Here is a 23,831-nt window from a genome sequence, read left to right on the forward strand (position 1 = left end):
AGTTTTTCTAAACTAAATAAACTCCACTTATCGTAAATGTAAGTGGAGTTTCTTGTTTGAAATTGATGCTTTTAAGATAGATTTATTACCATTAAAAGAGCCTTATCATATGGCAATTTCGTAAATTGCTGACTCATCTAAAATAATAATTATGAGCGCAATATTAGATATTCATGCAAGACAAATTTTTGATTCAAGAGGTAACCCTGCTGTTGAAGTTGACGTCATTACTGAGACAGAGACTTTAGGTCGCTTTGCTGTTCCTTCTGGAGCATCGACAGGCGAACATGAAGCTGTGGAGCTTCGTGATAATGATAAAGCTTACATGGGTAAATCTGTTCTAAAAGCTGTTAATAACGTCAATACAATTATCGCAGATGCGTTGTTGGGTATTTCTGTTTTTGAACAATCTGAAATTGATCAACTTCTTATCGAGTTAGACGGTACAGATAATAAGTCTGTTTTAGGAGCTAATGCGATTTTAGGTGTTTCTATTGCTTGTGCAAAAGCTGCTGCAAACGAACTTGGTTTACCGCTTTATCGTTATATCGGTGGCGTTAACACCAATATGTTACCAGTGCCAATGATGAATATTATTAATGGAGGTTCACATAGTGATGCGCCAATTGCCTTTCAAGAATTTATGATTATGCCGGTGACAGCTGAAGATTTTACGCAAGCAATGCAAATGGGTTCTGAAATATTTCATAATCTAAAAAAAGTCCTTAAAGATAGAAACCTGAGTACTGCGGTAGGTGATGAAGGTGGGTTTGCGCCAGAACTTGATGGAACTGAAGATGCTATTGATTCTATCGCTAAAGCTGTTGAACTTGCAGGCTATAAATTTGGAGAAGATATTATGATTGCACTTGATTGCGCCGCTGCAGAATTTTATGAAGATGGTCAATATAATTACCAAAAGTTTGAAGGTGATCAAGGTCAAATACGATCATCAGAAGAACAAGCGTCCTACTTGGCTAAATTATGTGAAAAGTATCCAATTATTTCAATTGAAGACGGAATGGATGAAGATGATTGGGATGGATGGAAAATCCTAACAGAAAAAATAGGAGATAAAGTGCAGATTGTCGGTGATGATTTATTTGTGACCAACGTTGAGCGTTTAAATAAAGGAATTAAGAACAATATAGCGAATTCAATATTGATTAAAGTGAATCAAATCGGAACGCTTTCTGAAACAATTAAAGCAGTACAAATGGCTCAAAATGCTGGTTATACCGCTGTGATGTCACACAGATCTGGAGAAACTGAAGATAATACAATTGCTGATTTAGCTGTTGCATTAAATACAGGTCAAATCAAAACTGGATCAGCTTCTCGTAGTGATCGTATGGCAAAATACAATCAACTTTTACGCATTGAAGAAGCCCTTGGTGAATTAGCTTATTACCCAGGAAAAGATGCTTTTAAAATCAAGATGTAAGCAAAGCTATTTATTTTTGAAAAATTTAACGCTAGACGTGCTATTTGAGCATTATAATTAAGAACCTTAAAGGCTAAGTTTGCGTTAGATTTATTAAATTTGTGAAAACCGAAATTAAATTATAATAATATATGAAAGCTAAGATTGAATTTGACGGAAAATTTTATGAATTTCCGGTAACTAAAGGTTCAGAAGATGAGTATGCTATCGATATATCGACTTTAAGAGCTCAAACTGGAGGTTTGATTACTTTGGATAGAGGATTTAAAAATACAGGTTCTTGTGAAAGTGCAATTACTTTTTTAAATGGAGAAGAAGGTATTTTAAGATATAGAGGTTATTCGATTGAAGACTTAGCTGAGAATGCTAGCTTTTTAGAAGTTGCTTACTTATTGATTTTTGGTGAATTACCATCTGAATCAGAATTAAATAAATTTTACGATGACATAAAAGCCGAATCTAATGTTGATGAGGAGATGCATAAAATCTTAGATGGCTTTCCGAAATCAGCTCACCCAATGGGCGTTGTGTCTTCATTAACTAATGCTTTAATCGCGTTTAACCCTTCTTCAGTCAATGTTGAGTCTAAAGAAGATATGTATAATGCGATTATCAAGCTTTTGGCAAAATTCCCAGTGCTTTGTGCTTGGGCATTGAGAAAACGTACTGGCCAACCACTTGATTACGGTGACGATTCTTTAGGTTACGTTGAGAATGTCTTAAAAATGATGTTTAAGAAAGCGAACCAAAATTACGAAGTTGATCCTGTGATTGCTTCTGCATTAAATAAATTATTGATTTTACATGCTGATCACGAGCAAAACTGTTCTACGTCAACTGTTAGAGTTGTTGGTTCTTCGCATGCTGGTTTATTTGCATCTATCTCTGCTGGTATTTCTGCACTTTGGGGACCACTTCACGGTGGTGCTAACCAAGCTGTGATTGAAATGCTTGAGGGCATAAAAGAAGATGGTGGTGATACTAAAAAGTACATGCAAAAAGCTAAGGATAAAGAAGATCCTTTTAGATTGATGGGCTTTGGGCACCGTGTTTACAAAAACTTTGACCCACGTGCACGTATCATTAAAAAATCAGCTGATGATGTTTTAGGTAATTTAGGTGTTGAAGATCCAATTCTCGATATTGCAAAAGGTCTTGAAAAAGAAGCTTTAGAAGATGATTACTTCGTCAAAAGAAAGCTATATCCTAATGTTGATTTTTATTCTGGAATTATTTATAGAGCTTTAGGCATTCCAACTGAAATGTTTACAGTGATGTTTGCTTTAGGTCGTTTACCAGGATGGATTGCACAGTGGAGAGAAATGAGATTAGGTAAAGAGCCTATCGGACGTCCACGTCAAGTTTATACTGGAGAGAAATTAAGAAGTTACAAACCTATGGATCAGAGATAATCCATTGAGTTTGCTATTATAAAAAAGCCTGAGTTAATATTAACTCAGGCTTTTTTCATTTATTTAAATGATGAAGTTTAGTATTTAATAGGTTTTCCATCTTCTGGAATCGATTTTAAAATGAATTCTCTGATGTCATTATTTGCAGTCTTGAGGTCAGCTTTTCTAAGATACATCATGTGACCACTTTCATAAGTTTTAAAATCAAATCGATCTTGTAAACGACCACTTGCATCAATATGTCTCATGACATATTTTGCATTGAAATAAGTCGTTGCACCATCATATAATCCTGATTGAATCATAACATTCAAACTTGGATTTTGCGCCATTGCTTGACGTAACTGTTTGCCTGTTCTGTTATTCTTTCTGTTCCAAGGGTATACACTTCCAAACATGTTATACTTTAAATCAGTGTCGTAATTTAATTCATTTTTGTAGTAAGCATTAATTGCAGGTGTAAAAGCCTGTAGCCATGATGTCAATTCAGCGTTATAATCAGGTCTTTCGCCAGCTGCTCTTTCATCAAGACCTAAGTATCTAGAATCTAACCTACCAACTGTGAAGCCATCTTCTTTTTTAATAGATTTCCAGAATAAGTTATATGAAACGTTTAAGTTATTTTCTACAAAAATATTTTTATCAATACCTGCGTATTCACTCATTTTTTGAGCCATATTTTCTTTGATGTTTTCTTCTAAAAATCCTCCTTTTAAAAGAGCTGGAGTCAATTTATTAATTGTAAAATCTTCAACTTGATCAAGATAATCTAAAATAGGCATGTCTAAATATTTTTGATCTAACTTATCGTGATACCAAGCTGCTGCTGCAAAATATGGTAATCTATTGGCAATTTCAACAGGTCCAGAGATATCTATACCAAGCTCTGTTGGAGAGACTAAAATCACACCATTGAGATACATCCAATATTGATTTTGTAGGGCATGCGCTAAACCAGAAACACGTGTTGTTCCGTAACTTTCACCGATTAAAAATTTTGGAGCTAACCATTTATCTTTTTTAGTCACAAATTGATTTAACCATTGTGCTAAATAATTGACATCTTCATTGACACCAAAAAACTTAGACTTATCAAATTTCCCATCTTCATCACGAACTGGTCTAGAATAACCTGTGTTGACAGGGTTTACATAAACAATATCAGCGACGTCTAAAACACTGTGAGGATTTGTTTTGTAACCAAAAGGTTGAACAGGAAAACCTTCATCTGAGATTTTTAAAACTCGAGGGCCTGTGTATGCTAAGTGCATCCATACAGAACCGGAACCTGGGCCGCCATTAAATGAAACTAATAGAGGCCTTTCTCGAGTTTCCTTTTTGCTATTGCTCTTTTTGTAATAAGTATATTGTATAGAAGCGATTTCCTTTTCGACTTCATTTTTTAAAGGAAGTGTCCCAACTTCAGCAATGTATTTGATATTTTGACCATTAACATTGACTGAATGTTGAGTTGTTACAGGGTTATTTTGTGCTGTTAAGCTTGTCAAACTCACCAATGCAACAAGGAGTAATACTTTTTTCATTTTAAAATAATTTTTGAGTTTAAAGTTATTGAAAATCTCTTGTTTCTAAGACATTAATATAATGGATTAGTTTAAAAACAAAAAAAGCTGCCTCGAAATGAGACAGCTAATTGTTTTTTATGAAAATGTAAATCTTACATCATGCCTGGCATTCCGCCACCCATTGGAGGCATTCCACCGCCTGCGCCTTCATTCTCGTCTTTGATATCGACAAGAGCACATTCGGTTGTTAAAATCATACCTGCAACAGAGGCTGCATTTTCAAGTGCAATTCTTGTTACTTTCTTAGGGTCGATAATTCCTGCTTCAAACATGTCAACATATGTCTCTGTTTTGGCATCAAATCCTTTGTCACCCTCAAGTACTTTGTTGATGACTACAGAACCTTCACCACCTGCATTTTCAACGATTGTTCTTAATGGAGCTTCAATCGCTTTAGCAACAATTTTTAAACCTGTGTTTTCATCTGTTGTTTCAGCTTTTATATTTTTGATGACGTTTAAAGCTCTGATAAGTGCAACACCACCACCTGCGACAATGCCTTCTTCTACAGCAGCTCTTGTTGCATGAAGTGCATCATCAACTCTGTCTTTTTTCTCTTTCATTTCTACTTCAGATGCAGCACCAACATAAAGAACACCAACACCACCAGAAAGTTTAGCTAAACGTTCTTGAAGTTTTTCTTTATCATAATCACTAGTAGATTGCTCCATTTGTGATTTGATTTGATTCACACGGTTCTCAATGTTGCTTGAATCTCCAGCCCCATTAACGATTGTTGTGTTGTCTTTATCAATTGTGATATTCTCAGCTGTACCAAGCATATCGAGTGTTGCATTTTCTAAAGTAAAGCCTCTTTCTTCAGAGATAACTGTTCCGCCTGTCAAGATTGCTAAATCTTCTAGCATCGCTTTACGGCGATCACCAAAACCTGGCGCTTTAACAGCAGCAATCTTCAATGAACCTCTTAATTTATTGACAACTAATGTTGCTAATGCTTCACCTTCAATGTCTTCAGCGATAATCAATAAAGGTTTACCACTTTGAGCAGCTGGCTCAAGAATTGGTAAAAGATCTTTCATTGCGTTGATTTTCTTATCAACGATAAGAATGTAAGGACTTTCTAAATCAGCAATCATTTTTTCGCTGTCAGTTACAAAGTATGGAGATAAGTAACCTCTGTCAAACTGCATTCCTTCTACAACATCAACATAAGTTTCTGTTCCTTTTGCTTCTTCAACAGTAATGACACCTTCTTTACCAACTTTACCAAAAGCTTCAGCGATTAACTCACCAATATGCTCATCGTTGTTAGCTGATACAGAGGCAACTTGTTTAATTTTATCTGAAGAATCACCAACTTCCATTGTTTGTTTAGCTAGTTCTTCAGTGATTGCAGCGACAGCCTTATCGATTCCTTTTTTAAGTTCTAAAGGGTTCGCACCTGAAGCAACGTTTTTAAGTCCTTCATGTACAATTGCTTGTGCTAAAACAGTTGCAGTTGTTGTACCATCACCGGCTAAATCGTTAGTTTTTGAAGCAACTTCCTTCACCATTTGTGCGCCCATGTTTTCAAGCTCATCTTCAAGCTCTACTTCTTTAGCAACACTCACACCATCTTTAGTAACCGTTGGTGCACCAAATGATTTACTGATGACAACATTACGTCCTTTAGGTCCTAATGTGATTTTTACAGCGTTAGCTAATGCATCTACACCGCGTTTAATTCCGTTTCTTGCTTCTATATCGAATTTAATGTCTTTTGCCATTTTTTATTTTTTAAAAATTAAACAATTGCTAAAATATCGTCTTCTCTCATAATCATGTATTCTTTACCCTCGTGCTTAAGCTCTGTGCCAGCAAATTTTCCGTAAAGAACAATATCATCAACCTTAACGGTCATATCATGATCTTTTTTACCATTACCTACAGCAACAACTTTTCCCTGTTGTGGTTTTTCTTTTGCTGTTTCTGGAATGATAATACCTGAAGCTGTTTTTGTTTCAGCTTCTTGAGGCTCGATGAGCACTCTGTCTGATAAAGGTTTAATGTTTACTGCCATTATAAAAGTTTTTTTAGTATTTTTTTGAATAGCATATTTCGAAAAGTATGCCAATCTATTTTTGTCAGTTTCGGTTGACATTACCGCAAATAAAAAATGCCAACTTGTCACAAGTTGGCATTTTGAATAGTTTTAAAATAGCTATTATTTATTAACCTCAGGAAGGTCTGTACTATTTGTATTTTCAATAGGAGGAGCAGAATTTCCATCAAGTAATTTTGATTCACCAACATTTTTGCTTCCAATAATGCTAGAGTTAGCTAGCAAAATGAGAACTAACAAGAGTGTTGCCAAAGCCCAAGTACTTTTGTCTAAAAAGTCTGAAGTTTGCTTAACGCCACCAACTTGCTGAGAACCACCGCCACCAAAAGATGATGATAAACCGCCGCCTTTAGGGTTTTGTACCATGACAACTACGATTAATAAAAAGGCTACGATAACGATTAATGTTAGGAATATGGAAAATGTACTCATTTTATATTATTTTCTTGAAACTTTTTTATTTCTTTTATTCGGTCTGCAAATAAACCACTTTTTTTGGGATTTTTCAAAATTAATATATTAAAAGCCTGAATTGCTTTATCATATCTTTTTTGTTCGACATAAACATTTGCTAAAGTTTCAGTCATCATTTGCCCAGGATCGGTTTGTTTTAGCTTGATAACTTCAGATTTTAACTTCTTTTTTTGAGGTTTTATCTTAGGATTATCTTTAATAAATTGGTCTATAACTTTTAATTGCGCTTTAATTTCAGGTCTTTCTTCTTCTGATTCCTCGTTCTGAGTTCCATCTGATTTCTCTTTATCTTGCAAAGGTTTCACATTGAGGTAGGTTAACCATTCATCAAAAGAATGTTTATCATCTTTAGAAAATTCTAATTGCTTAGATTCTTTTTCAATAAATAATTCAGGGTCATCAAGCTGTTCAGCTTCTTTTTGAGAAATACCTAATTCTTTTTCAAAGGTGGTCATCTCTTGGCGATCCTGCTCAATTTTATTAGCAATATTTAATTGATGAAATTCTTTTTTTGTTATAAAATCAAATAAAATACTACGCTTTGTAGTTCGAGAAGCTGTTTTTCTTAAAAAGCTGTTATACTTAAAACTGTTCTGATTTTTAAGAAGTTTAAGTTTTAATGCATGAGCCGCTTGAAAATATGGATACTCTTCAATCACTTGATCGATTAAAACCTGATCATGATCTGTCAATAAACTAGGATCGTTAAGTATGTCGGCCAAGCGTTTATTCATTTACCAATCTGTTAAGGACGCATTAAAAATATCTTGTGCTATTCTTGTGAATATTTCTTCATGAGCGGTTTCTCTTGCACTTCCAATAAGTTGTTGGTTGGCCGGATAATCATAATAGAAAGAGAATGTACGTTCGAAGTCTTTTTCTTCATCTAAGGTATTGTAAAAACGAATATTAATCGCTATTGTCAATCGGTTTTGTGCTGCACGATCATCAGCGGTTGCTGTCATAGGTGTGACACGGTAGCGCGTGATTTCTCCTTCATAAATAATGTCTCCTCCTGAATTAACAAGGCCTAGACTTGTTTGGTTTTGTATGTAATCTTGAAGTTTTAGAGTGAAATCCCTATCGATTCCTGGTTCAATTAAATCTGCGATATTCTGAAAGTAATTGACCTGAAAAGTTTCAGCGTTTCCAGTATCAGCTCCTGTAAAAGAGTATGAGCCACAACCAGCAGTTGACACAATTAAAAAGAAAGCAAATATTTTTTTAAAATTCATTATAAGTCGTATTGTTTAATTTTTCTGTAAAGTGTTCTTTCACTAATTCCAAGCTCGTCAGCAGCGGGTTTGCGTTTGCCTCCATGGCGTTCTAAAGATTTCGTGATGAGTTCAACTTCTTTGTCATGTAGCGAAAGTGTTTCTTCTTCTTCAACTTCTTCAGCAAAATCGTATTTGTCTATTTTTTCTTCTTGGTTTTTAGGATTTGCAGAATTAGATTCAGGAATCTGTAATATTTCTAATTGATCTTCAACAGAAGTATCTTCGTAATCATCTTTTTCGTCTCCATAAATTTTATTGATCAAGCTCTCGTTTTCTTTTTTCACGTGGGCGTTGTTATCTTTTTCCATCAACTCCATCGTTAACTTTTTAAGATCATTTAAATCACTTTTCATGTCAAAAAGAACTTTGTACAATATTTCTCTTTCATTCTTAAAGCTATTTTTTTGATCTTTTTCTTCTTGAATAACAGAAGGTAAATTAGAGCCTTGCTTAGGTAAATAATGATTTAAAATATGTGCATCAACCTCCCGTTCTGTTTCTAAAACAGAAATTTGTTCAGTGACATTTTTGAGTTGACGAATATTTCCTGGCCAACGACAGTTGAGTAAAAGCTTTACAGCGTCATCGGTTAAGCGTATGGTTGGCATTTTATACTTTAAAGCAAAATCAGAAGCAAATTTCCTGAACAACAAATGAATGTCGTTTTTACGATCGCGAAGAGGTGGTAACATGATTTCGACTGTTGACAATCGGTAATAAAGATCTTCTCTAAATTTCCCTTTTTTAATTGCATCATGCATGGCAACATTTGTCGCAGCGACAATTCTCACGTTTGTTTTCTGAACGGCAGAAGAGCCAACTTTGATGTATTCTCCATTTTCTAAAACACGCAATAATCTCACTTGAGTTGTTAAGGGTAACTCGCCAACTTCATCAAGAAATATTGTACCGCCATCGGCTTCTTGAAAATAACCATTTCTAGCTTGAGTTGCACCTGTAAAGGCTCCTTTTTCGTGACCGAAAAGTTCACTGTCAATCGTGCCTTCAGGTATTGCACCACAGTTAACAGCGATATATTTAGCGTGTTTACGATGCGAAAGTGAGTGAATGATTTTGGGTAAACTTTCTTTACCAACACCAGATTCACCAGTGACAAGAACAGAAATGTCCGTTGGTGCAACACGAATAGATTTTTCGATTGCGCGGTTTAAACCAGGATCATTTCCTATAATTTCAAAGCGTTGTTTTACAGCCTGTGTTGACTCCATGTTTTTTAGTTTTTACTGCAGTTCACCATAACTAATTGGTATCCCAATGAGTGTTGCGCTCGTACAGCTTTCTATTTTTACTTTGACATAATCGCCAACTTTATAATCTTTTTTAGGGAAAACAACTGTTGTGTTATTTGCATTTCGACCGCTCCATTGTGCGTCAGATTTTTTAGATTCTTTTTCGATAAGAACCTCTTCTATTTTTCCGATATGTGCTTCAGTTCTTAATTGTGAATGCTCAAGTTGTAAAGCAATAATTTCTTGAAGGCGTCTTTTCTTGACATCTTCGGGAACATCATCCTCCATTTTACGCTCGGCAACTGTGCCTGGTCGTTCAGAATATGAGAACATAAAGCCAAAATCATATTTGACATATTCCATCAATGATAATGTATCTTGGTGATCTTCTTCAGTTTCTGTAGGAAAACCTGCAATCATGTCTTGAGAAATACCACAATCAGGAATTATTTTTCTGATATTATCAATCAACCTAAAGTATTCTTCTCGTGTATGTAAACGGTTCATCGCTTTCAAGACACGGTCACTTCCACTTTGAACAGGTAAATGAATATGATTACAGATGTTTTTATGCTCTGCCATTTTCTCTATCACATCCAAGGTCATGTCTTGTGGGTTTGATGTTGAAAAACGAACACGCATTTTAGGTTGTGCTTTTGCAACAATCTCAAGTAAACCTGCAAAGTTAACCGCCGTTGCTTTTTGAATTTCACTTGCATTCTTAAAATCTTTTTTAAGTCCGCCGCCATACCATAAATAGCTGTCAACATTCTGACCTAAGAGTGTAATTTCTTTATAACCTTTTTCCCATAAGTCGTTAACCTCTGCAATAATACTCTGAGGGTCACGGCTACGTTCGCGTCCACGCGTGAAAGGAACAACACAGAATGTACACATATTATCACAGCCTCTGGTAATTGAAACTAAAGCTGAGACGCCGTTCGTCATTAATCTAACAGGGGAAATATCACCGTAGGTTTCTTCTTTTGAAAGAATGACATTAATTGCCTCTTTACCATCTTCAACTTCAGAGATTAAGTTTGGTAAATCTTTATAGGCATCAGGGCCAACAACTAAATCTACAATTTTTTCTTCTTCAAGAAATTTATTTTTTAGGCGTTCAGCCATACAGCCTAGTACGCCAACTTTCATTTTCGGATTATTACGCTTAACAGCGTTGTATTTTTCTAATCTTTTACGAACAGTTTGTTCAGCTTTATCACGGATTGAGCAAGTATTCACCAATACTAAATCGGCCTCAGCAAGCTTTTGGGTTGTGTTGTAACCTTCTTTGTGGAGAATTGAAGCGACAATTTCACTATCGCTAAAATTCATTTGGCAACCATAACTTTCTATATATAATTTCTTGTCGTTAGCAAGGCTGTTCTCCTTAACAAGGCTAGTTCCTTGCTTTTCTTCATCAATAACCTTTTCCATATCTGCAGTAATTTGCTGCAAAGATAATTGTATTGTAGTAACTGACAAAGTGTCACTAGTTTATTCCTGTTTAAATATTTTAAAAAGAAAAATTGAAGTCCGAAGTAACTATATTTTAATAGGTATGACAGCTAAAACTAGTCGTGTGTAAAAAGTGACTTTAGGTGATTTCTTGATGAAAATGAAAAATTTCATATACTTTTGCAGCAGAAATTCGTGAGTTCATGGCAAAAAATTTAGTTATAGTAGAGTCACCTGCAAAGGCAAAAACAATTGAGAAGTTTTTAGGAAAAGACTTCAAGGTAGAATCAAGTTTTGGTCATATTGCAGATTTACCTTCAAAGGAATTAGGCGTTGATGTTGATGCTGATTTTAAACCAAAATATGTGGTTAGCAGTGATAAGAAAGATGTTGTGAAACGCTTATCAAAACTAGCTAAAACTGCTGAAATGGTTTGGTTAGCAAGTGATGAAGATAGAGAAGGAGAGGCGATTGCATGGCATTTAGCTGAAGAGTTAAATCTTGAAAAAGAAAAAACAAAACGAATTGTTTTTTCTGAAATTACTAAAACAGCAATTCAGAAAGCGATTAAAAATCCGCGAGAGATTGATTATAATTTAGTTGATGCACAACAGGCGCGTCGAGTTTTAGATAGATTAGTCGGTTATGAGTTGTCTCCAGTTTTATGGAGAAAAGTAAAAGGAGGTTTATCGGCTGGTCGTGTGCAATCTGTTTCAGTTAGATTAATTGTTGAGCGTGAACGCGATATTTTAGATTTTGACCCAAAAGCTTCATACCGAGTTGATGCAGAATTTGAAACTGAAGACAAATCTAAATTTAAAGCCAAACTTCCTAAAAATTTAAAAGACGATAAAACTGTTGAGAAATTTTTAGAAGCTCAGAAGAATGCAAAATTCACTGTTGCTGATTTAACAAAAAAACCAGCAAAGAAAACCCCAGCACCACCATTTACAACATCTACACTTCAGCAAGAAGCTGCCAGGAAGTTGTATTTTTCAGTAAGCAAAACCATGCAAATGGCACAGCGATTATATGAAGCTGGACATATTACTTATATGAGAACTGATAGTGTCAATTTATCAACTCAAGCTAAAGAAGGTGCGAAACAAGAAATAGAAAAGGCTTATGGCGACAAATACCATAAGGCTAGAAATTATAAAGGAAAGTCCAAAGGAGCTCAAGAAGCTCACGAGGCAATCCGTCCAACAAATTTTGCAAATCATAGTATTTCAGCAGAAAGAGATCAGCAGCGTTTATATGAGTTGATCTGGAAAAGAGGTATCGCCTCTCAAATGAGCGATGCACAATTAGAAAGAACGAATGTAAAAATTGATTCTTCAGAAGTTAAGGAACAATTTACTGCAAATGGAGAAATTGTCAAATTTGATGGTTTTCTAAAAGTGTATTTAGAAGGGCATGATGATGAAGAAGAAGAAAAAGCAGGATTTTTACCAGCGATGAAAGTTGGTGATGCACTTGATAATAAGTATATCAAAGCAACTGAGCGATACACGCGACCGCCAGCACGCTATACAGAGGCTTCTTTGGTGAAGAAGTTAGAAGAGCTCGGTATTGGTCGACCTTCAACTTATGCACCGACAATTTCCACAATTCAGAATAGAAAGTACATTGAAAAAGGTTCTATAGAGGGTGTAGAAAGAAAATACAGTCAATATCTTTTAAAGAATTCAGAATTCGAGAAAAAAGAATTGTCTGAAATGGTTGGAAGTGATAAAGGTAAACTTGTTCCGACAGATGTAGGAATGGTCGTAAATGACTTTTTGGTCAATCATTTTGGAGGTATTGTCGATTATAACTTTACAGCAAAACTCGAGCAAGATTTTGATGAGGTTGCTAGTGGAAATGAAAAATGGTCTAAAGTAATGGCCGATTTTTATAAAAAATTCCATCCCGTTGTGGAAGATGTCGCTAAAAATGCTGAGCGTGAAGTTGGCGAAAGAGTTTTAGGTAAAGATCCAGAAACAGGTAAACCAGTGAGTGCGCGTTTAGGAAAATTTGGACCTATGGTTCAGATCGGTAGTGTAGAAGATGAAGAAAAACCGAGATTTGCGAGTTTAAAACCAGGGCAAAGCTTAAATTCAGTAACCTATGAAGAAGCGATGGATTTGTTTAAGCTTCCAAAAGATTTAGGTACATATAAGGAGGAAAAAGTAGAAGCGAATGTTGGTCGATATGGACCTTATGTTCGATTTGGAAAAAAGTTCGTTTCTCTTGATAAAGGTGAAGATCCGCTTGATGTCACTTTTGAAAGAGCCGTTGAGTTAATCAAAGCTAAGGAAAAGGCTGATGAGCCAATTCATTATTATCAAGATAAAGGCGTTCAAAAAGGTGTGGGGCGATTTGGTCCTTACCTGAAGTGGAATGACATATTTATCAATGTCAATAAGAAGTATGATTTTGATAACCTCTCAGAAGCAGATATCGAAGAGTTAATTGAAGATAAACTTCAGAAAGAACGTGATAAATTGATTCATCATTGGGAAGACGAAGGAATTAAGCTTGAGAAAGCGCGTTGGAAGCGTTTTAAGTTGAGTCAAGGCAAAACTAAAGTAGAATTACCCAAGACAACTAATGCTCAAGAAATGACCTTAGAAGAGGCAAAAGCGATTTTGGAGAAAAACACGAAGAAGAAACCAAAACGTAAATCAGCTGCTAAAAAGAAAACTTCTAGTAAAAAGACTACAGCTAAGAAAAAGCCAGCTGCAAAAAAGACTAAAAAGAAATCTTAATGAGTTTTGAGTTTTTAAAACCTGTTTCTGAGTCTTTAAAAAATAAATTTGAGACAGCTGAAATAACACGACTGTTTAAACGTGTTGACTTTTATGAGCATGTATCTAATTTTGATTTTTCGTATTATGATATAGCGATTCTGTCTATTGATGATGCAAGAAATTCAGTTAAGCCTAACAGGCATCAAGTTGATTATGATGCGATAAGAGAATCATTTTATCGACTTCATTCGGGTTCTTGGAAATCTGAAATATTAGATTTGGGACATATTTCTCAAGGCGAAAGTGTAGAAGACACTTACTTTGTTGTCAAGAATATTGTTTCAGAACTTTATAAACAAAATGTTGTTTGCTTGGTTTTAGGAGGTAGTCAAGATCTTAGTTTTCCGCTTTACAGAGCATTTGATAATCATGAATATATGGTTAATCTAACATCAATCGATACGAAATTTGATTTAGGAAGTGCAGACGAGAATTTTTCAAATCATTCTTATATGGGGAAAATTGTTGTCGATGAACCCTATAATCTTTTCAATTATTCAAATCTGGGTTTTTTGACATTTTACAATGCGCAAGAAGAAATTGATTTGATGGATCAGCTTTATTTTGAAGCAATCCGTTATGGAGAGTTGCATAAAGATATTACTTTAGTTGAACCAACATTGAGAGATTCAGATTTGATTAGTTTTGATGTTACATCTATCAAAGCCTCAACATTGCAAGATCATCAACATACTATGCCAAATGGTTTTGATGGGATGCAAGCTTGTGCAATGAGTCGTTATTCAGGAATGAGTAATCATGCAAAGTGTTTTTTCTTGTCTGAATTACAGTCAATATCGTCATCTCAAGTGTTTAACGAATTGATTGCTCAAATGATGTGGTACTTTTTAGAAGGCTATCATTTAAGACAGCCAGAGAAATTAAATTCAGAAAACAGGATGCTAACGAGTTATAAAGTAGCCATTGATTTTCAGAATGATGAGTATCTAGAATTTGTTAAGAGTGAGTTAACGAATAAGTGGTGGATTAAAACACCAGAGAAATTTTTAGATAATAATAACAATAAACATGCGTTATTATCTTGTAGTGAAAATGACTATCTAGATGCATGTAAAGGAAATGTACCAGAAAAGTGGTATAGAGCTAAATTGAAAGGTTACTTTTGATTTTTTTTAGAAAGTTTAAGCTATTATTAAGAAATTTATTGTTTTTTTGAAAATTAAATTTTAGGTTTACGGCCTAATTATTAGAAATAATTCTTTTAGAAATGAGAAAAGTCGTCCAAATTATTGTTTTAGCATTGCTTGTAACAAGTTGTGGGAAAAGTGACAAAGGTCAAGTTGTCGGAGTGAAAGGGAAGTCGTGGAATCCGGAGCGTCCATACGGAATGATCCTCGTTGAAGGAGGTTCATTCATCATGGGTAAATCTGATTACGATATCGCTGGATTGAAAGATGCGCCAACTAAGACTGTGACTGTTCCATCTTTTTACATGGATGAAACTGAAATTACTAACTCTGAATATAAGCAGTTTGTTTATTATGTTAGAGATTCTGTTGTTCGCCAGAAATTAGCTGAAGCTGCAGAGTTTGCAGGAGGTGGAGCTGGTGCTGCAGGTGGAGGTAATCAGGGTTCAATCCAAGATTATGCTTTTAAAAATTCTCAGTCTGGAAATAATAATGCACAACAAAATTTAACTCCTTACCAAGAGTTCTCAAAGCATTACGATCCGATGAAACAACTATTAAATTGGGATATCGACATTAAGTGGAAAACTGGAGAATATCCTGATCAAGACTATGTGATGGTCATGGATGAGTTTTTCTTATCGGATGATCAATCTTATAACGGAGAGCGTATGATGGACGTTACGCAGTTTAAATACAGTTATAAAGAAATGGATATCCAATCTGCTGCTAAACTAGAAAATGGAGATCGATCAAATTTTGTTAAGGAGTATGATGTTGAGGTTTACCCAGATACAACAGTATGGATTAAAGACTTCAATTATTCATATAATGTTCCTATGCATAATGATTACTTTATTCATGAAGCATTTGATAATTATCCAGTCGTTGGTGTTAACTGGAATCAAGCTAAGGCTTTTTCACAGTGGAGAACAATGTATTTAAAGAATTATAAGAAAGATAAAGGAAGTAGAAAAGAAACATCCAGAGTAGAATCTTTCAGGTTACCATCTGAAGCTGAATGGGAATATGCCGCTAGAGGAGGTTTGCAATCTGCGACTTACCCTTGGGGTGGGCCTTACACGAAAGATGATCGTGCTTGCTTTTTGGCAAACTTTAAACCTTTAAGAGGTGATTATGCAGCTGATGAAGCTCTTTACACTGTTGAAGCAGATTCATATGAGCCAAATGGTTTTGGTTTGTATAATATGTCAGGTAACGTGGCTGAATGGGTGAATACTTCTTACAACCCAAGTTCATACGAGTACATGTCAAGCATGAGTCCTAACGTGAATAATGCCAAAAATAAACGTAAAGTTATTAGAGGTGGTTCATGGAAAGATGTGAGTTATTACTTACAAGTGAGTACTAGGGATTATGAATATGCAGATACAGCAAGAAGCTATATCGGTTTCAGAACTGTTCAAAATTATTTAGGGAACACCTTTAATTTGAATTCAAATTTTTAAATCAATAAACAACAATCAATAAACTAAAATTAAATTATTATTATGGCTCAATCAAAATTAGAAAAAAGAATTAAAAATATGGTTTACGGTCTTGGAGCCGCAATCGTTATTATTGGAGCATTATTTAAAATTCAACACTTAGAGTTTGGAGTACTAACAGGTGGTGTGATGCTTACAATAGGTCTTGTCGTTGAAGCAGGCGTATTCGTTTATTCAGCATTTGAATCTCCAGATCAAGAACTAGATTGGTCTAAAGTTTACCCAGAATTATCAGGTGCAGGTTCAACTTCTAAGAGAGGAGGATCAAATGCTGTTGCAAATCAAGAGAAAGAAGAAGAATTACTTTCTAAGAAATTAGATGCAATGCTTAAGGAGGCAAAAATTGACGCTAAGTTGATGGAGAGTTTAGGTAATAGCATTAAAAGCTTTGAGGGGGCAGCTAAAGGTATTGCTCCTGCGACTGAAGCAATGGCGTCTCAGAAGAAATACAGCCAAGAAATGGGTGTAGCTGCGAGTCAAATGGAGTCTTTGAACAGTCTTTACAAAGTACAATTAGAGTCAGCTTCCAAACAAGCAGAAGCAAATGAAGCTGTCGCTCAAAACGCAGGAAAACTTAAAGAACAAATGGAGTCTTTAACGTCTAATCTTAACTCGCTTAATGGTGTTTACGGTGGTATGCTAACCGCAATGAGACCTAAAGCCTAATTAATTTTATAAACTAACTAAAGTTATAACATGGCACAAAAGGAAACACCAAGACAGAAAATGATTAACTTGATGTATTTAGTATTTATTTCAATGCTTGCACTAAATATGTCTAAAGAAGTTTTATCTGCATTTGGTACCGTAAACGAATCACTTGAAGATTCTAATGAATCTTTCGAGGCAAAGAACCAAGCAGCACTTGAAGGTCTAAACCTAAAAGCTGCAGAATCTCCAGATCAGTATAAAAAAGCATCTCAGAAAGCTAAACAAGTTTCTGATGCAACTAATGATCTTTATACTTATTTTGCTGGAATAAAAGAAGAAATGTATGCATCTGTTGATAATCCTAAGGATTATGAAACAATGGATAAGGATCAATTCCTTAATCAGAAATTTGCTAAGGGTGGTAAGCTTAAGCCTGAAGGGCAAGAATTTAAGGATAATATGGCTTCTTACAAAAACAAGATGGTTGAAGTTTTAGGAGAAAATCCTAAGTATGCTTCATATGTTAAGTCAATTAAAGATAAATATTCTCCAGACCCAGTTACCAACAGAGATGGTATAGAGGTTGAATATATTGAGTATCACTTTTTAGGATACCCATTAATTTCTTCTATTACTAAAATTACAAACCTTCAAAATGGTTTAAAGGTCTTAGAGAATGAAATTTTGTCAACGATGTTATCAGGACAATTAACTGAAATAGCATCGATGGATAATTATTCTACTTTATTGCAGACTACTAGAGGAGCTTATTATCAAGGCCAAGAATTTGATGGATCTATTGTTTTAGGTCGTACAGATAATTCAACTGTTCCAAATGAAGTTAATTTAACTTTAGATGGACGCAAACTTGTTAAAGATAAAGATTTCGTTATTGACGGAGGTCAAGTTAAATTGACAGTTAATGCTGGTAATACAGGAGATCATACAATTGAAGGTAACCTTATCTTTAAACAAGATGGGAAAGATATTGAAGTGCCAGTTAATCAGGCATATTCAGTAATACCTAAGCCAAATCAGGCTATCGTCTCAGCAGATAAAATGAATGTTGTTTACCGAGGAATTGAAAACCCATTGACAATTTCAATGCCTGGAGTTCCTGGAAACAAAGTTAATGCATCTGCATCTGGGATGAGAAAAGTAAAAGGTTCAAACTATGTTGTTAAACCAACAAGAGGAACAGAGCTTAAAATTAATGTGACTGGTTCTGTTGAAGGTGAAAAAGTAAGTTCAACTTCTGTTTTCAGAATAAAAGACTTACCAAGACCAACACCAACAGTGAGAGGTCAGTTACAAGAAGGTGGTGCAGTAAAAATGCCACGTAAAGCACTTGAGATTTCTCCAATTGGAGCAACTTTCGAAAACTTTGATTTTGATTTATCACCTGTTGTCAGAAGATTTACTGTCAGTGTACCAGGACAACCATCTGTAGTTGTTAATGGAAGCAGATTTAATTCTGAAGCAGCAAAACTTTTAAGCAGAGCTAAGACAGGCGATATTATACAAATATTTGATATTAAAGCTGACGTGCCTGGCGTTAACGTTAAAAACATGCCAGCCCTATTAGTACAATTAACTAATTAATAAAGAGTAAAATGAGATTAGCAGTTAATTTTTTTGGATTAGTATTATGCTTTGGATTGTTTACAACAGCCAATGCACAATCAACCATGCTTAACGCAGAAAAGCCTTCTGATGTAAGTCGGTTGAATGATGATCAAACAAAATTTGATGATGACAAGCCATTGCCTTATGGCTATGTAGGAGATAGAGATATCATGTGGTACAAGATTGTTTGGGAAAAAATCGATCTTGATCAAAAAATTAACTACCCACTTCTTTATCCATTAAACGATAATAGTGTTGATGACAGTAGAAGATCTTTATTTCAAGTTTTAGTCGATGCAATGGAAGAAGCGGCTGAAAGTGGTTCAGACACAATAGGTCTTTCTCAAGTTTATGCGACGAGTTACTTCAATGAAGATGGTAAAAAGTCAATGGAAGAGATTAAATCAGCGACAAAAGCAATTTTCTTACCTAATGCTGCCCTGAGTATATTGGGACAGTACGAAATCACAGGGACTGAAAATGTTGAGCTTTTTAAACAAAGAGCAATGGCAGATGAACTGGGAGAATATCCTGAGCTTTATCCGCAAGATTTAATCGATCAGATGAAGCCTTATATGATACCAACTGAAATAACAGCTGCGAATATTAAGGAGTATCATATTAAAGGAATGTGGTATTTTGATAAACGCCAAGGTGAGTTGAAATATAGAATGTTAGGTATTGCACCGGCAGGTTATGATATCAATTCTCAAAACCCTACGTTTTCAGGTGATCCACAAGTTATTCCTTACTTTTGGGTATGGTTTCCTGATGCAAGACAAGTTTTACACGATGCTAAAGTTTTAAACCCTGAAAATGGTTCTAAGCCTATTAGTTTTGATCACTTGTTGAATTCAAGACGTTTCAGTTCTTTCATCTATAAGACTGAAAACATGTATGAAGACCGTCAAATTAAGGAATATATTCCTGATAACTCTCAAATGCAACTTTTAGAGGCAGAGCGTTTAAAAGAAGAAATTCGTAATTTTGAACTAGATATGTGGAACTATTAATCTCAGTTTACATTAATTAAAATATATTAGCCTTTACAAATTTGTAAAGGCTTTTTTTATGTCTAATCATACGCTTATTGTAGGTTTTGGAATTGCAGGTGTGACTATAGCTCATCGTTTACATCATGCGGATCAACAATTTAAAATCATTTCTGATCAATCACAATGTGCCTCCCGTACTGCCGGAGGTGTAATCAATCCTATTGCTCTAAAGAGATATAAAAAGGCATGGAATGCAGATGTGTTTTATGAAGAAGCAATTAAGTTTTATCATTTTTTGGAAAATAAATTAAATAGTGATTTGCTAAATTCTAAACCAATTTATAAGGCATTAAATTCAGCCGAAGACCAGAACGACTTTATGATTGCATCTGATCGACATTTTCTAAATCAATTCTTATCTCCTAATATTTTTAATGATAACGAAATATTCAATACAACTCATGCTATAGGTAAAGTCAAATTAACTTTTACAATTGATTTGAATAGCTTGTTAGATAGTTCAGCTGAATTTTTTAGAGATATTTATATTTCAGATTCATTTCGTTTTGAAGAATTAGAGTTTTTAGAAAACGGTCATTTTTTATATAGAAACGAAACTTTCACTAACATCATCTTCTGTGAAGGATATGGTGTTAATGCGAATCCATTTTTTAATGATTTACCTATTTATGGGAATAAAGGCGAGTACTTAATTATATCCTCATCTGATTTGAATTATCAAGATGTTATTTTGAAATCGAGATATTTCTTGATTCCATTGGGTGAAAGTTTATATAAATTCGGAGCTAATTATGATAGGAAATCTCTTAATAATGAACCAACTGATGAAACACGCGATCATTTAATATCAGAATTTAAAAAAATGATAACCTGCGATTATGAAATTGTAGATCAAGTTGCAGGTGTTCGTCCAACCGTTAAAGATAGAAAACCTGTGTTGGGATGCCATCACCAGCACCAGAATCTATATTTATTCAATGGGTTTGGAAGCCGAGGGGTTCTTGCAGCACCTAGTTTAAGTCAAGTTCTCTATGATTTTATTTTCAATAATAAAGAGATTGAGAATGAAATAAACCTAAGTCGATTTTATTCTCCCTTGTAGTTAATAAAGAGGTTAATCCAGATATTTCTAGATAACCTAATAATGATTGGCATTAAAATGATGAGGACAGCGATAATAACGTAAAAAGAGTTAATCGCACTCATGCCGATAAAAAAATGTGTAATGATAAAAGAGGCAACCGAAAAAGCAACGCCTAATGCATAACTCACATACATGGCACCAAAAAAGAACGAGGGTTCTATTTTATATTTTAAACCACATTTTGAGCATTTATCATGCATTTTAAAAATCTGTGTTATTTTATATGGATTTTTTTCAACATACATACTTTCACCGTGGCAGACTGGGCACGTCCCGAAAAGCATACTATTGAGCTTTGAACCTTTGAACATTCTTTTGGCTTAATTAGTTTAACAATGCAAATATACCAATATTTGCACAAAATTTCGTCACTGATGTTACATATAAATAAGCTTTCTGTTTCTTTCGGAGGAACCTATTTGTTTAAAGAAATTAGTTTTAAGCTAAGTGCTGGGGATCGCCTCGGTTTGATTGGTAAAAATGGAGCTGGTAAATCTACATTACTCAAAATATTGTCAGGTGAAACAGATATTGCAGAAGGCGAAATTGCCAAAGAAAAAAGCATTCGATTAGGTTTTTTAAAGCAAGACATTGATTTTGTAGAGGGAAGAACGGTTTTAGAAGAAGCTTATCAGGCTTTTGAAGAATTAAAATCAATTGAGAAAAAACTTGATTATATCAATACGCAGCTTGCTGAACGTACTGACTATGAGAGTGATTCTTATCATCAATTAATGGTTGATTTAAATGATTATCAACATCAATTTGAAATCTTAGGAGGTTATAACTATCAGGGTGAAACGGAACGAATTTTAAAAGGATTAGGTTTTAAGGAGTCTGATTTTAATCAGTTGACTGATACCTTTTCTGGTGGTTGGCGAATGCGTATTGAGCTAGCTAAACTTTTATTACAAAGCAATGATATTCTTTTGCTGGATGAGCCAACAAACCATCTTGATATTGAAAGTATCATTTGGCTTGAAGGTTTTTTAAAGAGTTTTTCAGGTTGCGTTGTTATTGTTTCTCACGACACCAAATTTTTGGATAATGTAACTAATAGAACAATTGAAATCTCTCTTGGCCGCATTTATGATTATAATAAGCCTTATTCTGAGTTTAAAGGTTTACGACATGAAATTCGAGAACAACAATTAGCTGCTCAAAAGAATCAGCAAAGAGAAATAAAACAAACAGAGAAATTAATAGACAAATTTAGAGCAAAGGCTAATAAAGCTTCAATGGCTCAATCACTGATTAAAAAACTTGAGAAAACAGATGTTATCGAGGTTGATGATGAAGACAACTCTGTTATGAACGTTAATTTTAGCATTTCAAAAAATCCTGGTAAAATAATTTTTGAAGCTGAAAATCTCAAGAAATCTTTTGGTGATGATTTAGTATTTAAAGATTTATCCTTCATACTAGAAAGGAATTCTAAGATTGCTTTTGTTGGACAAAATGGTCAAGGAAAATCTACACTTGCCAAAATATTAGTGAATGAACATTCTCATGAAGGTCAGCTTAAAGTTGGGCACAACGTTGAGGTTGGATATTTTGCCCAAAATCAAGCGGAATATTTAGATCCTAATATCACAGTTTATGATACAATGATTGATGCTGCGAATAATAATAATCGTAGTAAAGTTCGTGATATTCTTGGTGCTTTTCTTTTTAGAGGAGATGATGTAGATAAGTATGTGAAAGTTCTATCTGGAGGAGAAAGAAATAGACTTGCGTTGGCTAAAATGATTTTGACGCCTTTTAATGTTTTGATCATGGATGAGCCAACAAACCATTTGGATATACAATCTAAGAATGTCTTAAAAAGTGCTTTAGAAAACTTTGAAGGAACACTCATTCTGGTTTCTCACGATCGTGATTTTCTACAAGGTTTGGCTTCAACAGTTTATGAGTTTAAAGACAATAGAGTTAAGGAATTTCTCGGTGACATTAATGCCTATTTAGAACATCGTGAACTCGAATCGATGAGAGATGTCGAAAAGAAAACAGTAATTCAAGAAAGTGCAAAAGGATCAGAAGAAACTGAAACAAATTCTAAAGATGACTACAAGCTTCAAAAAAAGAAAAAAACTTTGTCTAATAAACTAAGTAATAAAGAAGCTGAAATAAATAGGTTGGAACGAGAAATTGAAGAGGATGACCAGAAACTAGCTGCTGATTATGATAAAACAGCAGCGATTCCTGATTTTTTTAAAAATTATGAATCAAAGAAAACGAAAATAAATAAGCTGATGGAAGAATGGGAGTCTTTACAAATTGAGCTTGAAAATATTTAAACCATGATAGAGCATTTTTTTCAATGTCCATATTGTTGGCAGAATATTTCCATGCTATTAGAACCTGGCATTACTCAAAGCTATATTGAAGATTGCGAGGTCTGTTGTCAACCTATTCGTATCAAAGTTGAATTTGATAACGGTCAACTTATTAATTTCAGTTCTGATTCTATAGAGCAGTAATTATCTTTTAAATAAACTAGATATTAGTGATAATACAAATAGCACTATAAAGATATAAAAGATAATTTTTGCAATCTCAGCTGCACCAGCTGCAACGCCTCCAAAGCCTAAAACGGCTGCAATCAAAGCGATAATTAAAAAAGTTACAATCCAACGTATCATAATTAATGTTTTTAGGGGTTAAATTTAATTTAGTTGTAATCTAATACCAAATTAAGTTAATTATTTATTTTTTAAAGCTTTAATTAACAAAGATTAAACAATATCTACTAAATTGAATAATCAGATATTGTTGAGACCTAATTTTTTTATAAAAAAATAAAATTTAATTTGTTTAATCTAAAAATAGATCATATATTTGCACCACGAAATCGCGGGATAGAGCAGCAGGTAGCTCGTCGGGCTCATAACCCGAAGGTCACTGGTTCGAGTCCAGTTCCCGCTACTAGATTTGATAAGGCTTCACAGAAATGTGGAGCCTTTTTTTATGGCGCAGGTACAAC

At 34.4% G+C, this 23,831-nt stretch carries 21 protein-coding genes and 1 tRNA gene; 12 read left to right on the forward strand and 10 right to left on the reverse strand.

Annotated features, from left to right (window positions below):
* The first annotated feature begins 151 nt into the window (after positions 1-151).
* Entirely contained in the window at positions 152-1,444 is a 1,293-nt protein-coding gene (gene eno / locus CAP47_RS09795; protein WP_100776437.1) for a phosphopyruvate hydratase, read from the forward strand.
* A gap of 131 nt (positions 1,445-1,575) precedes the next feature.
* A complete protein-coding gene (locus CAP47_RS09800) occupies positions 1,576-2,856 on the forward strand; it encodes a citrate synthase (RefSeq protein ID WP_093237811.1) in 1,281 nt (426 codons plus the stop codon).
* A gap of 77 nt (positions 2,857-2,933) precedes the next feature.
* Here the strand turns inward: CAP47_RS09800 and CAP47_RS09805 are convergent, their stop codons facing one another.
* From CAP47_RS09805 to miaB, 8 genes are all read right to left on the reverse strand, one after another.
* Positions 2,934-4,400: a S10 family peptidase gene (locus CAP47_RS09805; protein ID WP_100776438.1), complete on the reverse strand. Its 1,467-nt coding sequence runs from the start codon at positions 4,398-4,400 to the stop codon at positions 2,934-2,936.
* A gap of 134 nt (positions 4,401-4,534) precedes the next feature.
* Positions 4,535-6,169 (reverse strand): chaperonin GroEL, encoded by a 1,635-nt coding sequence (gene groL / locus CAP47_RS09810; RefSeq protein WP_100776439.1) that lies wholly within the window; start codon positions 6,167-6,169, stop codon positions 4,535-4,537.
* Between the two features lie 17 nt (positions 6,170-6,186).
* Positions 6,187-6,462, reverse strand: coding sequence for a co-chaperone GroES (gene groES, locus CAP47_RS09815; protein ID WP_093238745.1), 276 nt, complete (start codon positions 6,460-6,462; stop codon positions 6,187-6,189).
* A gap of 144 nt (positions 6,463-6,606) precedes the next feature.
* On the reverse strand, positions 6,607-6,936 hold the full coding sequence (secG, locus tag CAP47_RS09820; RefSeq protein ID WP_093237802.1) for a preprotein translocase subunit SecG: 330 nt from the start codon (positions 6,934-6,936) through the stop codon (positions 6,607-6,609).
* Entirely contained in the window at positions 6,933-7,712 is a 780-nt protein-coding gene (locus CAP47_RS09825; RefSeq protein WP_100776440.1) for a hypothetical protein, read from the reverse strand. The genes secG and CAP47_RS09825 overlap by 4 nt, the downstream gene beginning before the upstream one ends.
* Entirely contained in the window at positions 7,713-8,213 is a 501-nt protein-coding gene (gene lptE / locus CAP47_RS09830) for an LPS assembly lipoprotein LptE (protein WP_100776441.1), read from the reverse strand.
* The gene (locus CAP47_RS09835) at positions 8,213-9,484 is read right to left on the reverse strand and encodes a sigma 54-interacting transcriptional regulator (RefSeq protein ID WP_100776442.1); all 1,272 of its coding nucleotides are present in this window, start codon (positions 9,482-9,484) and stop codon (positions 8,213-8,215) included. The genes lptE and CAP47_RS09835 overlap by 1 nt, the downstream gene beginning before the upstream one ends.
* A gap of 12 nt (positions 9,485-9,496) precedes the next feature.
* Complete coding sequence (gene miaB / locus CAP47_RS09840) at positions 9,497-10,942, reverse strand: tRNA (N6-isopentenyl adenosine(37)-C2)-methylthiotransferase MiaB (protein ID WP_100776443.1); 1,446 nt, start codon at positions 10,940-10,942, stop codon at positions 9,497-9,499.
* A gap of 224 nt (positions 10,943-11,166) precedes the next feature.
* Here miaB and topA point away from each other — a divergent pair, with 224 nt between their 5' ends.
* From topA to CAP47_RS09875, 7 genes are all read left to right on the forward strand, one after another.
* Positions 11,167-13,713 (forward strand): type I DNA topoisomerase, encoded by a 2,547-nt coding sequence (topA, locus tag CAP47_RS09845; protein WP_100776444.1) that lies wholly within the window; start codon positions 11,167-11,169, stop codon positions 13,711-13,713.
* Positions 13,713-14,882, forward strand: a complete 1,170-nt coding sequence (locus tag CAP47_RS09850) for a formimidoylglutamase (RefSeq protein WP_100776445.1) — start codon at positions 13,713-13,715, stop codon at positions 14,880-14,882. The genes topA and CAP47_RS09850 overlap by 1 nt, the downstream gene beginning before the upstream one ends.
* Before the next feature lie 101 nt (positions 14,883-14,983).
* A complete protein-coding gene (gene gldK, locus CAP47_RS09855; RefSeq protein WP_100776446.1) occupies positions 14,984-16,372 on the forward strand; it encodes a gliding motility lipoprotein GldK in 1,389 nt (462 codons plus the stop codon).
* Positions 16,373-16,414: 42 nt separating this feature from the next.
* On the forward strand, positions 16,415-17,077 hold the full coding sequence (gldL, locus tag CAP47_RS09860) for a gliding motility protein GldL (protein WP_100776447.1): 663 nt from the start codon (positions 16,415-16,417) through the stop codon (positions 17,075-17,077).
* 30 nt (positions 17,078-17,107) lie between these two features.
* Entirely contained in the window at positions 17,108-18,664 is a 1,557-nt protein-coding gene (gldM, locus tag CAP47_RS09865; RefSeq protein ID WP_100776448.1) for a gliding motility protein GldM, read from the forward strand.
* Between the two features lie 11 nt (positions 18,665-18,675).
* The gene (gene gldN, locus CAP47_RS09870) at positions 18,676-19,701 is read left to right on the forward strand and encodes a gliding motility protein GldN (protein ID WP_100776449.1); all 1,026 of its coding nucleotides are present in this window, start codon (positions 18,676-18,678) and stop codon (positions 19,699-19,701) included.
* A 58-nt stretch (positions 19,702-19,759) separates the two neighbouring features.
* Positions 19,760-20,806, forward strand: a complete 1,047-nt coding sequence (locus tag CAP47_RS09875; protein ID WP_100776450.1) for an NAD(P)/FAD-dependent oxidoreductase — start codon at positions 19,760-19,762, stop codon at positions 20,804-20,806.
* On the opposite strand, the gene CAP47_RS09880 is transcribed toward CAP47_RS09875, so the two are convergent.
* Positions 20,791-21,159, reverse strand: a complete 369-nt coding sequence (locus tag CAP47_RS09880; protein WP_100776451.1) for a DUF983 domain-containing protein — start codon at positions 21,157-21,159, stop codon at positions 20,791-20,793. The two genes, CAP47_RS09875 and CAP47_RS09880, sit on opposite strands and share 16 nt — an antisense overlap.
* 63 nt (positions 21,160-21,222) lie before the next feature.
* Between CAP47_RS09880 and CAP47_RS09885 the strand changes: the two genes are divergently transcribed.
* Both CAP47_RS09885 and CAP47_RS09890 read left to right on the forward strand, forming a co-directional pair.
* Positions 21,223-23,145, forward strand: coding sequence for an ABC-F family ATP-binding cassette domain-containing protein (locus CAP47_RS09885; protein ID WP_100776452.1), 1,923 nt, complete (start codon positions 21,223-21,225; stop codon positions 23,143-23,145).
* Positions 23,146-23,148: 3 nt separating this feature from the next.
* On the forward strand, positions 23,149-23,328 hold the full coding sequence (locus tag CAP47_RS09890) for a CPXCG motif-containing cysteine-rich protein (protein ID WP_100776453.1): 180 nt from the start codon (positions 23,149-23,151) through the stop codon (positions 23,326-23,328).
* Here CAP47_RS09890 and CAP47_RS09895 read toward each other — a convergent pair whose 3' ends face one another.
* A complete protein-coding gene (locus tag CAP47_RS09895) occupies positions 23,329-23,490 on the reverse strand; it encodes a DUF1328 domain-containing protein (protein WP_100776454.1) in 162 nt (53 codons plus the stop codon). It abuts the gene before it with no gap.
* Between the two features lie 210 nt (positions 23,491-23,700).
* Here CAP47_RS09895 and CAP47_RS09900 point away from each other — a divergent pair.
* A tRNA-Met gene (locus tag CAP47_RS09900) sits at positions 23,701-23,773 on the forward strand.
* Positions 23,774-23,831 lie beyond the last annotated feature (58 nt).

Origin of the sequence: Psychroflexus sp. S27 (assembly GCF_002810405.1) — a bacterium.
GTDB lineage: Bacteria > Bacteroidota > Bacteroidia > Flavobacteriales > Flavobacteriaceae > Psychroflexus > Psychroflexus halocasei_A.

What these genes read in the sequence shown, in the direction of transcription:
- eno (WP_100776437.1), top strand. Translation starts at nt 152, where the DNA reads ATGAGCGCAATATTAGATATTCATGCAAGACAAATTTTTGATTCAAGA.
- CAP47_RS09800 (WP_093237811.1), top strand. Translation starts at nt 1,576, where the DNA reads ATGAAAGCTAAGATTGAATTTGACGGAAAATTTTATGAATTTCCGGTA.
- CAP47_RS09805 (WP_100776438.1), bottom strand. Translation starts at nt 4,400, where the DNA reads ATGAAAAAAGTATTACTCCTTGTTGCATTGGTGAGTTTGACAAGCTTA.
- groL (WP_100776439.1), bottom strand. Translation starts at nt 6,169, where the DNA reads ATGGCAAAAGACATTAAATTCGATATAGAAGCAAGAAACGGAATTAAA.
- groES (WP_093238745.1), bottom strand. Translation starts at nt 6,462, where the DNA reads ATGGCAGTAAACATTAAACCTTTATCAGACAGAGTGCTCATCGAGCCT.
- secG (WP_093237802.1), bottom strand. Translation starts at nt 6,936, where the DNA reads ATGAGTACATTTTCCATATTCCTAACATTAATCGTTATCGTAGCCTTT.
- CAP47_RS09825 (WP_100776440.1), bottom strand. Translation starts at nt 7,712, where the DNA reads ATGAATAAACGCTTGGCCGACATACTTAACGATCCTAGTTTATTGACA.
- lptE (WP_100776441.1), bottom strand. Translation starts at nt 8,213, where the DNA reads ATGAATTTTAAAAAAATATTTGCTTTCTTTTTAATTGTGTCAACTGCT.
- CAP47_RS09835 (WP_100776442.1), bottom strand. Translation starts at nt 9,484, where the DNA reads ATGGAGTCAACACAGGCTGTAAAACAACGCTTTGAAATTATAGGAAAT.
- miaB (WP_100776443.1), bottom strand. Translation starts at nt 10,942, where the DNA reads ATGGAAAAGGTTATTGATGAAGAAAAGCAAGGAACTAGCCTTGTTAAG.
- topA (WP_100776444.1), top strand. Translation starts at nt 11,167, where the DNA reads ATGGCAAAAAATTTAGTTATAGTAGAGTCACCTGCAAAGGCAAAAACA.
- CAP47_RS09850 (WP_100776445.1), top strand. Translation starts at nt 13,713, where the DNA reads ATGAGTTTTGAGTTTTTAAAACCTGTTTCTGAGTCTTTAAAAAATAAA.
- gldK (WP_100776446.1), top strand. Translation starts at nt 14,984, where the DNA reads ATGAGAAAAGTCGTCCAAATTATTGTTTTAGCATTGCTTGTAACAAGT.
- gldL (WP_100776447.1), top strand. Translation starts at nt 16,415, where the DNA reads ATGGCTCAATCAAAATTAGAAAAAAGAATTAAAAATATGGTTTACGGT.
- gldM (WP_100776448.1), top strand. Translation starts at nt 17,108, where the DNA reads ATGGCACAAAAGGAAACACCAAGACAGAAAATGATTAACTTGATGTAT.
- gldN (WP_100776449.1), top strand. Translation starts at nt 18,676, where the DNA reads ATGAGATTAGCAGTTAATTTTTTTGGATTAGTATTATGCTTTGGATTG.
- CAP47_RS09875 (WP_100776450.1), top strand. Translation starts at nt 19,760, where the DNA reads ATGTCTAATCATACGCTTATTGTAGGTTTTGGAATTGCAGGTGTGACT.
- CAP47_RS09880 (WP_100776451.1), bottom strand. Translation starts at nt 21,159, where the DNA reads ATGTTCAAAGGTTCAAAGCTCAATAGTATGCTTTTCGGGACGTGCCCA.
- CAP47_RS09885 (WP_100776452.1), top strand. Translation starts at nt 21,223, where the DNA reads ATGTTACATATAAATAAGCTTTCTGTTTCTTTCGGAGGAACCTATTTG.
- CAP47_RS09890 (WP_100776453.1), top strand. Translation starts at nt 23,149, where the DNA reads ATGATAGAGCATTTTTTTCAATGTCCATATTGTTGGCAGAATATTTCC.
- CAP47_RS09895 (WP_100776454.1), bottom strand. Translation starts at nt 23,490, where the DNA reads ATGATACGTTGGATTGTAACTTTTTTAATTATCGCTTTGATTGCAGCC.